The following is a 12,904-nucleotide window of genomic DNA, read 5'->3' as shown; positions in this document are numbered from 1 at the left end:
TTAAATCCCCGCCGGGCAACGGATTTCGCGCAGTGCCGGCAGCACCAGCGGGTTCTTCAGCGAGCCGACGCCGAACTGGTATCCGACCTGACGACCGCCGGCGGCCAGCGTGAAGACGACATTGTCGCCCTGGCGCAGCACCGAGCCGGCATCGAGCAGGCGGAAGAAGGACCAGACGCCAGGACGGTCGAACATCTTCACCTCGCTCGGCGCCGCCGGCGTCGGGCTGTTCGAGAAGAAGCCGCCGCCGAAGATGCCGCCGGCATTGTTGTTGGCGGCGGCGCTGCCGATCGTCAGCGTGATCGAGGTCTTGGCGAGGCCGCCGCCCGGCCACATCACCGGGGTCGGTGTGTTGACGCCCTGCTGGCTCGCCACCGTGAAGCCGTTGATCTCGAGCTTGGCGCCGGAGGCGTCGGAGGAGAGGGTGGTTGGCACCACCACCATCTGGAAGTTCGGAAGGTTGCCGCCGGTCGGGAAGAAGGCCTCGCGGATGTCGCTGGCGCGCTGGAACTCGCGCAATGTCGTCGGCGAGAGCGCTCGCGCGACGCGGCTGTCCTGCCGCCAGCTCCAGTTCTGGCCCGACTTGTCGATATAGGGGTCGAGCCGCTCCTTCATGAACTTGTCCATCGCCCCTGTTCCCGGCGCGAAGAGCTGGGCGAAGTCGGCGAGGCCGATCTCGCTGGTGCTGCCCTTGGCGAAGGGATAGCGGTTGGCCAGCAGACTCGAGCACCTGCCGGTGATTTCGCTGGCCAGCGCCTGGCGCAGCAGCGCGACGGTCGCGCCGGTCGCATCGCCCTCGAAATCGTTGACCGCGGCGACGATCATCGCATCGAACGGCGCAGGATAGCGCGAGGAGTTGCCGCGCAGCGAGGCGATCAGCGGCACCAGGGCCGCATTGGCGGCGGCGGACTGGGCCGGCGTGGTCGCGGCCATTGCGAGGTTCTGGTTGATCTCGGCGAAGATCTGCAGGGCCTGGTCGACCGGCCGCTTGCCGCCATCACCCTCGACAAGGACATGGAAGGCCTTGAACTGCGCTTCGATATTGGCGCCGAGCGCCTCGCCGCCGCCACCACCAGCGCCGGAGAGCACGCGATCGACGCCGGGAGCGCTGAGCGGCAGGCTGGTGCCGAGGCGGCTCAGCGAATAATTGGCACGCTGCTCCAGGGTCTTGGCTGCATGGTCCGCGACCTGACCAGCCATCTTCTCGGCGGCCTGCGCCGCCGCCGGCCGCTTCGCCGCGCGCTCCTTCGTCAGTTGCGTCTCGTCGCGGATCGATTCAAGCAGTTGCTTGAAGGGCGAGGTCGGTGCGGCGATCGCCGAAAGCGCGATGTATTTCGGCTTGTCGGCGTTGAGGGGCCGCAGCTTCAGCCGGCGCAGTGCCTTCTGCCAGGAGGCGGTGAAGTCGCGCGCATAGAGCTTGAGCAGGTCCTGGAACAGGCTGGCATATTGCGAGGTGATCGCCGCCTGGTCGGCATTGTCGCCGAGGACCCAGCGCTCCTTCTCGATGCGCTCGCCGATATCGCCGAGCCGGTCGACGAAGGCGCCCTGGAAGCCGTCATAGGTGTAGAAATACGGCACCCGGATCGTATCGAGATCCTCGCCGGAGACACCCTCGAAGACCAGCCGCGCATCCGAGCCGCCGCGGATCGCCGCGACCCAGTCGCGAGCAGCGTTGCGCCCTTGCGTGCGCAGCAGCTCATAGGCGCGCTCGGCGATGCTGAGCCGGCGCAATGTGCGCTGGCTGCTCTCGATCAGCGGCTGGTTGAGCTTGACCACCGGCTCGCCGCCGTCGTCGAGATCGAGCAGCGCGACGAGATGCTCCTCCAGCGCCTCGCGGCCCTTGGCGTTGGCGGCGCCGGGGAAGAGGTTCTCGGCCCAGTCCTGCCGCATCCAGGCGAGCACGAGGTCGCGGTCGAGCGGCGCGCGGCCGCCGACCATCAGGTAGACCTTGAGCGCCTCGTAGATGAAGCCGGGATTGTTGACGTTGGCCTCGAGCTGCTCCTCGAGCCGGAAGATGATGCGCGAGCGCAGCAGCCGCTCCAGCGCCTGATGATAGCTTTCCTGCGTCGCCGATTGCAGGCGCTCGCGCTGGCTCAGGCCGAAGGTGGCCGCGACCGGCGTCGGCTCGTCCTTGTCGGCATAGCCGGCCGGCATGTGGCGCAGCTTGTGCAGCAGCGGCAGGACACGGCTGAAATTGCGATCGGAGAGGGTGGTCTCCTGCAGCACCGGCGCGGCGCTCGAACGATAATCGGCGAGGCCGTAATTGGTCTGGTTGATCAGGTCGCTGTTGCGGGCATAGCTCGTCCACCACATGCCGCCGAGCGCCAGCGAGACCAGCGCGACCGCGCTGAAGCCGGCTATGCGCATCAGGGTCGAGCGGCGCGCGGCGCGCAGATCGGTCGAGACCCAGCCGGATTCGCCGATGATCACCTTCTGGATCAGGTCGGTGAGGAAGAAGCTCTTGCCGCGGCCGGAATAGGAGCCGGAATCGGCATGCGCGCTGCCGAAATTGCGCGAGAGCGCGCCGATCAGCTGGTCGATCGGCGTGCCTTCCTGGGTGCCGGAGGTGAAGTAGAAGCCGCGCAGCGTCGCGCTCGACTGGTAGCGCGTCGGCTCGAAGACGCGGCCGAGGAAGTCGATGATCACCGGCTTCAGCGTCGCCATCTGGCTCGGCAGGCCGAAGAGCTTGGCGCGCGAGGTCGGGTTGTGTTCGTCCTGCAGGCGGTCGGAGAGGCGCTCGTTCAGGCGCTCGATCAGCGCGTCGAACTCGGGCGGCACGTCGCCGATCATGTTGCGAGTCTTGTCGACGGTCTGGAAGGTGTGACCCCAGACCATGCGCCGCTGCGGCTCGGAGAGCGCGGCGAAGAACTCGTTGAAGCCGGCGATCAGATCGGCCTTGGTGAAGACCGCATAGACCGGAAAATCGACCTTGAGCCGCTCGTTGAGCTCGAGCAGGCGGGCGCGGATCGCATCGGCATGGGCGATGACCTCCTCCTGCGAGGAGGTCAGCAGATCCTCGATGCTGATCGCGACCATGACGCCGTTGATCGGCTGGCGCGGGCGGTTGGTCTTGAGCAGATCGAGGAAGGAGAGCCAGCTCGTCCGCTCGGCCTTGGTGTCGGTGTCCTGCGTGGTATAGCGGCCGGCGGTGTCGATCAGCACCGCCTCCTCGGCGAACCACCAGTCGCAATAGCGCGTGCCGCCGGCGCCGGCGACCGCAGCCGGCACCTGGCCGCCGCGGGCGAGGGGGAACTTCAGTCCGGAATTGACGAGCGCGGTGGTCTTGCCGGCGCCGGGCGGGCCGATGATCACGTACCAGGGCAGGTCGTAGAGATAGTCGCCGCCATCCTTGCCGCGGGTGCGCCGCAGCGTCGCCAGCGCATCGCGCATGGCGGCCGAGAGCGCCGCGCCGTCACCGGTCTGGCTTTCCTCCTTCGCCATCGCATCGGAGAGTGCGGCGACGGCCCTGCGCCGCTTGATCACGATCCAGGCGATCCAGGCGAGCGCGCCGAGCATCAGGACGAGGGCGATCGGAAGCCTGACCCAGATCGACTCGAACGGGCGCACCTCGCCGAAGGCGACGAAGGGGCCGCCGAACCAGATCAGCAGCGTCAGCGCGAATGCGCCGACAAAGATGGCTGCGATCCTGAGCCAAGTCGCGAGATTCATTGTCTACCCGTCTCCTGCATCGCCGTCCGTCCTAGCCGTTGCGCTGGATCAGGATTTCGACACGTCGGTTCTTCGCCTTGCCGGCTGGGGTTGCGTTGGTGGCGATCGGCACGTCGGGGCCCTTGCCGTCGGTGCTGATCCGGGCCGGTTGCTTCAGCTTGCTCTTCAAGAGTTCGCCGACTGCCACCGCGCGCGCCTTCGACAGCTCGAGATTGGAGGGGAAGCGGGCGGTGCGGATCGGGTCGGAGTCGGAGTGGCCGACGACCTTGATCGTGCCGCCTTCCTCGTTGAGCACGGTGGAGATGCGCTCGATCAGCGGGCGGAACTCGTTGCGCACCACCGCCTGACCAGGGTCGAACAGCGTGATGTCCATCAGACGCACGATGATCAGGTTCGGGGTCACCTCGCAGGTGATCGGCGGCTGCACCGTGCCGCAGACCTTGGGCTGCTGTGCCGGCGGCGGTTGCGGCAGCGGCGGTGGCGGCCGGGCGGCGACCTTGCGGAGGATCTCGATGTCGCCCTTGGGGTGCACCGTGAGCATGGCGCTGGCCGATGCCTCGGCATTGCCGCCGAGCAGGGCGCGGAAGATGAAATAGAGGCCGAGCACGGCGACCGCCGCCACCGCGGCAACCGTCCAGACCGGCAGCTTGAAACGCGCCAGGCGCGCGACCAGAGCCTGCCCCTGCCAGCGCGGCGAGAGCTCGGGATCGGGCTGCTTCACGCGCCTGAGCGTCTCGAACAGGTTGCGCTGGATCATCTGCAGGTTGGCGGCGCCGCCGGCGGAGGTGCGGTGCACGCCCTCGAAGCCGAGTGCCAGGCAGACATGCATCAGTTCGAGCAGGTCGTAATTGACTGATGGATCCTTCTTGGCGCGCTCGAGCTCCTCGAAGAAGCGGACGCCGCCGGTGCGCTCGCCAAAGAAGCGCGAGAGCATGCTGTACTGCGTCCAGACATGGCGCTCTTCGCCGGGGATGTTCTGGACGATGTCGTCGGAGAAGGCGCAGATGATGTACTTGGCCGTGCGCGTCTGTTCGGCGGTGAAGCCCGCCGCCCTGACTTCGTGGTCGAAGGCCTCGATCGTCTCGCCGACCTGGCCGATCATCTGTGTCGCCGGCGCGCTGCTGAGATTGGCGCGCAGGCGCCCGAGCAGGAGCAAGAGCGGTCCGGCTGCCTTGAGCAGCGGATTGATGTTCGGCGTGAGCATCTGCTCGCGCTTGGGCAGAGCCTGCGGCACGTAGCCCTGCGGTGGCGGGGGCGGCGCGCTTTGCCGCGGCTGCGGCTGCGCCATCCACTCCTCGCCGCCCGGCACGCCGGGCGAGGGCGCCGCATGCGGGTATTGCGGTGCGCCTGAGGGCCCATAGGGCGAGCCCTGCGGCGGGTAGCCGGCGGGCGGCGGCGCATAAGGCGCGTTCGGAGGCGGGTAGGGCTGCCCCTGCTGCGGATTGCCCGGCGCGTCCGCAGGGCGCGAGGGCGGCGGCACCCGCCGTCCGGCCGGGTTCGGCCGGATGAAGGTCCGGTCGGAGCGGCCGAACGGATCGGAGCCGTCGTTGCTCATCGCCTGCCCTCGAGCACGGCCCAGAGCTCCATTTCGAGATCGGGCCAGTCACCGGAGAAATGCATGCCGATCGAACTCGCCGAGCTGAACTCCGGCCAGAGCGGCGAGGTGCGGTCGAGATAGAAATAGACGTGGTCGGTCAGCGCCCGGATCTGGGGCGGGGGCGTCGGCAGGTGGACGAGGTTGATGCCCGGCAGATGGGCATGGACGATCTCGTTCATCTTGGTGTTGGGGCCGATCTTGAACAGATGCGGGAACTGCGACTGGATCTCGGTCAGCGGGCGGCGCGCGGCCACTTCCAGAACCAGCGTCGCATTGCGCATCAGGGCGCGGTCGCGGATCGTCGACATGAAGGCATTCTGCGCCCGCTCGACGATTTCGAGGCGGATGGCGCGGCGGCCGAGCTGGGCCGAGAGGAAGTCCTGGATGTCGCGCACCACCGGGGTGAAGCAGCCCTCCAGGTCGTCATGGTCATAGGCCGGGTAATCGCGGGCGCGGCGCTCGGCGGTGGTGAAGGTGGCAAGCTCGCCGGCAATGGCGAGCAGGGCCACGAACAGGCGCTCGGGGTGGACGAAGCGCGAGCCGCGCATGTGCTTCAGCACCGGGATGTGCCGGTTGAGCAATTGCAGGATGAAATAGTCGGCGCTCTGCAGGCCGCCGCCGGCGGTCGGGTCGGCGGCGTAGCGGGCGAGCTCCTCGAGCTTGTTGTCTATCCAGCCGATGACGCGGTCCATCCAGCCGTCGACGACCGGATGGGCCGAGCAGAGCAGCACCGGCGGGGCGAATTTCTCGTCGAACAGGATGGCGCGGTCGCGCACTTCGAGGATGCGCCCGAGCGCCAGGCCGACATAGCCCGGCTTGCTCGTCTTGCGCAGCTCCAGGCCGAAGCGCGGATGGGCGATGTCGATCTCCTCGTCGACGCGCAGCGAGGCGGTCGAATCGATCAGCATCTCGGTCGCCGGATAGAAGCGGCTGGCCGACCCGCTGAGGCTGTCCTCGACCTCGCGGGTGTTGGAGGCGGCGAGCGGCAGCGACAGCCAGGCGATCTGGCCGGCGGCGTTCTCCGGCACCTCGATCGCCGGCGGCAGAGGCGAGTTGTCCGGCATGGCGAAGGGTGTGCCGTCCGGCATCACGCCGACAGCGCGCCTGAGCCCGATGCGGCTCTGCTGCGCCAGGTCGCGGTCGATCTCGAGCACCGAGAACCCCCACGGATAAGGCGTGACATGCCGGACGCGATTCTCCAGCAGGTTCTCGAGATAGCGATCGTTCTGCTGCAGGTGATGCGGCCGCAGGAACAAGCCTTCGGACCAGACGACCTTACTATACCACGACATCCGGTTCTCGCTATCTCAAGGCCTTGTCGGGAGCATATACAGCTCGTTCCCGAGCGTCACCATTCGTATGGGGGAGGGCAAGACCGGCTCTGTCTGCCACAAGACGGTTTTCGCCGGGGCGAGCGGATTCGTTGACTTGCCCGGCCGGCCGGAGCCAAGCTCCCAGCCGAGCGATCCAAGAAGGTGTCCGATGCCGACAGGCCCCGCCGCGCGCATTCTCGATCCCACGATCCATCCGCTGCCCGGCACGCTGATGCCGGGTCCCGGAAGCCCAACTGTGCTCATCGGAGGCAAATTCGCCTGGCGCGGTGTCCCGGCCGGCGCCGCAGCGGCGATCCAGGCGGCCAAGGCCATCTCCGATGCGGCGATCAAGACGGCCGAGGCGGCGACGGTGGCTGCCGCCCCAACGCCTGGCGCGGCGGCCGCCAAGACGGCGGAGGAGGGCGTCAAGGCAACCGCCGCGACGACCATGGGCTCGACGATCACCGGCGCGGCCGGTGGCGCCGATATCCACATCTGCGCCACGCCGCTGCCGATTCCCCCGCACGGGCCGGGCGTGGTGATCGACGGCTCGCAGACCGTGCTGATCAACGGCCTCCCGGCTTGCCGCGTCGGCGACACGATCATCGAGGCGGTGGGACCGCCGAACAAGATCGCCATGGGCATGCCGACCGTCATCATCGGCGGCTGAGATGGGACGTCGTCGTTCTCCCGACCGGGCCGTCGCGGCCGAGGAACGTTTCCGTCTGCTGCGGGTCCAGCGCTTTTCGTCCGACACTGAGAAGGCGCTCTGGCACGGCCGCTCGCGCAATACCCGCGTCGCCAAGGTGCTGGTCTACATGGCGGCGATCCGCATGCCGGACAGGCCGGGGTTACCGCTGACGCCCAATCCGGGCGTGACCTGCAAGGGCGCCGAGCAGCAGTTCTTCAGCGCCTCCGGCGAGAACCAGGCGGCGCATCTGCTGCCTGGGCAGATCCTGATCGACAACACCTATCCCTGGCTCTTCCTGCAGGGCGAGCCGGCGCGGCTGCTGCAGAACGAGTTCGCCTATGTCGACCCGATTCACGCCAACTACAACGCAGCCGACAGGGTGGCCGAGCGCAACGGCATGGTCGATACGTTCGCCGACGCCTGCCGCGCCGTGCTGACCAGTGCAGGGGAAGCCGAGACCGACGTCTCCAACGCCTATCATCGCGTCTGGGTGCCGGGTGCGCTGGCAGCGATCGCTGCTGCCGAACACGAATTGCGTTCCGAGCCGTTGCCGCCGCCGCTGGTCTACGGCACCAGCCCCGAGGACTACGGCATGATCCTCAATCTGGAGGAGCGCAGCGAGGCGATGAACGACGAGGACACCTGGAACAATTTCGAGCAGCTCAGCATGCTCGACTATTACCGCGCCGCCTTCGACGAGGCGCCGTCCGAGATCGAGCCCCGGGCCATCGTCTCGGCCCTGAACACGATGGTGAACTGAGGGCGGCTCAGGACGGCAAGCGCCGCGTCGCCGGCCGCGCCGTCGCGACGATCAGCCCGGCTGCGACGATCACCGCAATCCCGGCCCAGGTCGTCGGCGAGGGCAGGTCGCCGAACAGGGCAAAGCCAAGCGCAGTCGCGCCGATCAGTTCGAGATAGACCAGGGGCGAGAGCGTCGCGACCGGCGCCAGCCGGAAGGCGCTGATCGTCATCAGGTTGCTGAAGGTCGAGACAAGACCCATCAACAGGATCAGCAGCAGCCCTTCGCGCGTCGGCGTGGTCCATTGCAACAGGGCGAAAGGCATCAGCATCAGGATGCCGAGGATAAGCTGGATCGTCAGCGTCGCCACAGGCGATCGGCTCTGGGCGGTGGCGCGGGTCAGCACCAGATAGCAGGCCATGCAGATACCAGAAGCCAGCGCGATCAGCGTGTCGGCGCTGGTCTCGGCACCGGGACGCACGACGAGGATGGCGCCGACGAAGCCGAGGGCGACGGCGAGCAGCTTTCGCCGATCGAGCCGCTCGCGCAACGTGATCGAGGCGAGCAGGGTCGCTGCGATCGGGGCGATGAAATAGGCGCCGAGTGCATCGGCCAGCGGAATGCGCGTGATCGCCACGAAATAGAGCGTCATCGCCGTGACGAGAAAGGCGGTCCGCAGGATATGCGACAGCCAGTAACGGCGCGGCGATGCGAGCGGGGCCGCTGGCTGCTGTCCACGCCAGAACAGGGCGACCGGGAGGATGAAGCCGAGCGCCGCGACATAGCGCACCCAGCTGAGGAAGGCCGGCGAATGGGCTCCGCTGAGGTATTTGGCGATGGCGTCGGAGGTCGGGATGATCAGCATCGCTGCCGCCATGAGCAGGACGCCGAGTGTCTCGTCTCGTCGCTTGTGATGCGTCTGGTCAGGGGAGGCGGTCATGGCGCCGACCCTAGCTGATTCCGCCGTGTCGGCAGTGTCGCCGTTAACGCCTTCGCAGCTTCGGTAAATCCGCGTTAACTGCGTGCTGCATCTCCCGATGCCCGCTGACCTTGCGATATTGACGCGAACAAACAGAAAACTAATATGAACATATAGAGAACATTGGAGATCGGACATGCTCGTTGCTCGCAAGCTGATGGCCGGAGCCGTGGAGTTCCTCGCACTGGCGCTATTCGTCGGAATGATCTGGGTCTGGGCTGCGCTCGCCTCCGGACCGCACGTCTGACGGCGTTGCGGACAGGGGCTGGCTACGCTTCGCCGGCATGTCCACAGCCTCGCATTCGCAGCCGCTCGACCGGGTGCGAGTGGCGCGCCATAACCGGATCGGAGCATGCTCCAAGGATCAAGAATCGGCGCAGGTCCTCTCGTTCGGCCCACTGGCTGAACGGGCGGTGCGCCGGAGGGCGCGATGACCGACCGCAAAGACGACAAGCTGGTGCAGGACGAGGTCGGCTTCGTCCATCTGCACGTCCATTCGAGTTACTCGCTGCTCGAAGGCGCGATCCAGGTCGGCACGCTCGCCAAGCTCGCAGCCGGCGACGGCCAGCCGGCCATGGCACTGACCGACACCAACAATCTGTTCGGCGCGCTTGAATTCTCCGAGAAGCTGGCGAGTTCCGGCGTCCAGCCGATCGCGGGCGTGCAGCTCTCCGTCGACTTCGCCGATGAGGACACGGGTGGGCGCAAGCCTGTCCAGAGCGTCACGCCGCATCTGGTGCTGCTGGCCATGGACGAGGCCGGCTACAGCAATCTGATGAAACTGGTGACGCAGGCCTGCCTCGTGGCGGGCGCCGGCGCTCCGGTCGCGGCGATCGATCATCTCGCGGAATGCGGTCAGAGCCTGATCGCGCTCACCGGCGGCTTCGGTGGTCCGCTCGACGCGGCGCTGCGTGCCGGCCAGCCGGCCCAGGCTGCTGCACGGCTTGCGCGCCTGAATGAGATTTTCGGCGATCGGCTCTATGTCGAGCTCCAGCGCCATGACCGTGACGATGGCGCGGCGATCGAGGCCGGGCTGCTGCGGCTCGCCTATGATTCCGACCTGCCGCTCGTCGCCACCAACGAGCCCTTCTTCGGCAAGCCCGGCGATTTCGAGGCGCATGACGCGCTGCTCGCGGTCGCGGCTGGCCGGCTGGTGTCCGACAACGAGCGCCGGCGCGTCACGCCGGAGCATTATTTCGCTAGCCGGGCCGAGATGAAGCGGCGCTTCGCCGATTTGCCGGAAGCGCTGGCCTCGACGGTCGAGATCGCCCGGCGCTGCTCCTGGCGCGTCGGCTTGCGCAAACCGATCCTGCCGCGCTTCGGCGAGGAGGGGCGCGACGAAGCCGAGGAGCTGGAGAGCCAGGCGAAAGCGGGGCTCGAGGCGCGGCTGGCCAAGCATGGGCCGGCCGAGAGCTTTAGTGTCGAGGACTACGAAAAGCGGCTCGCCTTCGAGCTCTCAATTATTACCCGGATGAAATTCCCGGGCTATTTCCTCATCGTTGCCGACTTCATCAAATGGGCCAAGGATCATGACATCCCGGTCGGCCCCGGCCGCGGCTCGGGTGCCGGCTCGCTCGTCGCCTACGCATTGACGATCACCGATGTCGACCCGCTGCGCTTTGGCCTGCTGTTCGAGCGTTTCCTCAACCCCGACCGCGTCTCGATGCCGGACTTCGACATCGACTTCTGCCAGTACCGGCGTGAAGAGGTGATCGAGTACGTCAAGCACCGCTATGGCGAGCAGCGCGTCGCCCAGATCATCACCTTCGGCACCCTGCAGGCGCGCGGCGTGCTGCGCGACGTCGGCCGCGTGCTGGAGATGCCGTACGGCCAGGTCGACAAGCTGACCAAGCTGGTGCCGCAAAACCCGGCCAAGCCGATCACCTTGCCCGAAGCGATCGCCGGCGAACCCAAGCTGCAGGAGGCCGCGGCCGAGGAGCCGGTCGTCGCCCGCCTGCTCGAGATCGCCCAGAAGCTGGAGGGGCTGCACCGCCACGCCTCGACCCACGCCGCCGGCGTCGTCATCGGCGACCGGCCGCTGGAGCAGCTCGTCGCGCTATCGGTCGATCCGCGCACCGGCATGCGCGTCACCCAGTTCAACATGAAATGGGTCGAGCAGGCCGGGCTGGTGAAGTTCGACTTCCTCGGCCTCAAGACGCTGACGACGTTGAACATTGCCGTGCAGCTCATTTCTCAGCGCGGCATCGCGGTCGATCTGGCGCAACTGCCCTTCGACGACCCAAAGACCTACGAGATGCTGTCGCGCGGCGAGACGGTCGGCGTGTTCCAGGTGGAATCGGTCGGCATGCGCAAGGCGCTGGTCGAGATGAAGGCCGACCGGATCGAGGACCTGATCGCGCTGGTGGCGCTCTATCGCCCCGGCCCGATGGACAACATCCCGACCTATTGCCGCCGCAAGCTCGGGCTGGAGGAGCCGACTTATCTTCATCCCGGCATGGAGCCGTTCCTGTCCGAGACGCATGGCATCATCGTCTACCAGGAACAGGTGATGCAGGTGGCGCAGGCGCTCTCGGGCTATTCGCTCGGCGAAGCGGACCTGCTGCGCCGCGCCATGGGCAAGAAGATCAAGGCCGAGATGGACGCCCAGCGCGACCGTTTCGTGAAGGGCGCCATCGACGGCGGCCTGAAAAAGGACGTCGCCTCCGAAATCTTCGACCTGCTGGCGAAGTTCGCCGATTACGGCTTCAACAAGAGCCATGCGGCAGCCTATGCCGTCGTCGCCTTCCAGACTGCCTATCTGAAGGCAAACTTTCCCGTAGAATTCCTCGCCGCGTCGATGACGCTCGACATCGGCAATACCGACAAGCTCTCGGAATTCCGTCGCGATGCGGAGCGGCTCGGCATCAAGGTCGAGGCGCCCTCGATCAACCGCTCCGGCGTCGATTTCGACGTTGCGGATGGCGCGATCCGCTATGCGCTCGGCGCGATCAAGGGCGTCGGTCGAGTGGCTGTGGAATCGATCGTCGCGGCGCGCGCCAAGGACGGCCCCTTCCGCGACCTCGCCGATTTCGCCCGCAGGATCGACACGCGCCTGGTCAACCGTCGCACGATCGAGGCGCTGATCTCGGCCGGTACGCTCGACGAGATCGAGCCGGAGCGCGCCAAGGCGATGGTGGCGGTCGACGGCATGCTGGCCCTCTCGAACCGCACTCGCGACGAGGCGGCGGCCGGACAGCTCGACATGCTCGGCCGTGGAGTAGTGCAGGAGGAATTCCGCATCCCGCCTTTCGAGCCCTGGGCGCCGGCGGAGCGGCTGCAGCGCGAGCACGATGCGGTCGGCTTCTTCCTTTCCGGCCACCCGCTCGACGATTACGAGCATCTGCTCAAGCGCCTGCGCGTACAGAGCTATGCCGATTTCGCCCGCAATGTCCGCGCCAGCGGCACCTCTATCGCCAAGGTCGCCGCCTCCGTCATCGACAGGTCGGAGCGACGGACCAAATCCGGCAACAAGATGGGCATCGTCCAGCTCTCCGATCCCACCGGCCAGTTCGAGGCGATCCTGTTCTCGGAAGGCCTGCAGCGCTATCGCGAGCTGCTCGAACCGGGAGCGGCGCTGGTGCTGCGGCTTTCGGCTGTGCTCGACGGCGAAGAGGTGCGCCCGCGCATCGAGGATGTCGAACGGCTCGACGATCTCGCCAATCGTCAGAAGCAGGACCTCTGCATCTTCCTGCGCGACGACAAGGCGCTGGCCTCGATCGCCGAACGGGTGAAGCCGCGCGAGGGCGTGCGCGCCGACGGCAAGATCTCGCTGGTGATGATCCTCGATGACGGCGCCCAGGAGATCGAGATCGAATTGCCCGGGCGCTATCCGGTCAACCAGCAGGTCGCCAACGCGGTGCGCGCCGCGCCGGGAGTGGTGAACGTCGAGCTGCGCTGACGGGCCTCGTCAATCCCC

Annotated in this window: 7 protein-coding genes; 3 read left to right on the top strand and 4 right to left on the bottom strand. The window is 67.2% G+C overall.

Annotated elements, in window-relative coordinates:
- The 3 genes from tssM to tssK are packed head-to-tail and all read right to left on the bottom strand — an operon-like array spanning position 1 to position 6,558.
- The gene (tssM, locus tag ASE66_RS27590; RefSeq protein WP_057192894.1) at positions 1–3,669 is read right to left on the bottom strand and encodes a type VI secretion system membrane subunit TssM; all 3,669 of its coding nucleotides are present in this window, start codon (positions 3,667–3,669) and stop codon (positions 1–3) included.
- Positions 3,670–3,700: 31 nt separating this feature from the next.
- Positions 3,701–5,224 (bottom strand): type IVB secretion system protein IcmH/DotU, encoded by a 1,524-nt coding sequence (gene icmH, locus ASE66_RS27585; RefSeq protein ID WP_082613764.1) that lies wholly within the window; start codon positions 5,222–5,224, stop codon positions 3,701–3,703.
- Entirely contained in the window at positions 5,221–6,558 is a 1,338-nt protein-coding gene (tssK, locus tag ASE66_RS27580) for a type VI secretion system baseplate subunit TssK (RefSeq protein WP_057192893.1), read from the bottom strand. The genes icmH and tssK overlap by 4 nt, the downstream gene beginning before the upstream one ends.
- Positions 6,559–6,748: 190 nt before the next feature.
- Between tssK and ASE66_RS27575 the strand changes: the two genes are divergently transcribed.
- Together ASE66_RS27575 and ASE66_RS27570 are read left to right on the top strand one after the other, a co-directional pair.
- A complete protein-coding gene (locus ASE66_RS27575; RefSeq protein ID WP_057192892.1) occupies positions 6,749–7,249 on the top strand; it encodes a PAAR domain-containing protein in 501 nt (166 codons plus the stop codon).
- Between the two features lies 1 nt (position 7,250).
- Positions 7,251–8,030, top strand: coding sequence for a hypothetical protein (locus tag ASE66_RS27570; RefSeq protein WP_057192891.1), 780 nt, complete (start codon positions 7,251–7,253; stop codon positions 8,028–8,030).
- 7 nt (positions 8,031–8,037) lie between these two features.
- On the opposite strand, the gene ASE66_RS27565 is transcribed toward ASE66_RS27570, so the two are convergent.
- Positions 8,038–8,949, bottom strand: a complete 912-nt coding sequence (locus ASE66_RS27565) for a DMT family transporter (protein ID WP_162262539.1) — start codon at positions 8,947–8,949, stop codon at positions 8,038–8,040.
- Positions 8,950–9,418: 469 nt separating this feature from the next.
- On the opposite strand from ASE66_RS27565, the gene dnaE reads away from it, so the two are divergent.
- Positions 9,419–12,886 carry a DNA polymerase III subunit alpha gene (gene dnaE, locus ASE66_RS27560; RefSeq protein ID WP_057192889.1) on the top strand — a complete coding sequence of 1,156 codons (3,468 nt, stop codon included), beginning with the start codon at positions 9,419–9,421 and terminating at the stop codon, positions 12,884–12,886.
- Positions 12,887–12,904 lie beyond the last annotated feature (18 nt).

The organism is Allobosea sp. Root483D1 (assembly GCF_001429505.1).
GTDB lineage: Bacteria > Pseudomonadota > Alphaproteobacteria > Rhizobiales > Beijerinckiaceae > Allobosea.
This window is presented reverse-complemented; position numbering and strand designations above follow the sequence as displayed.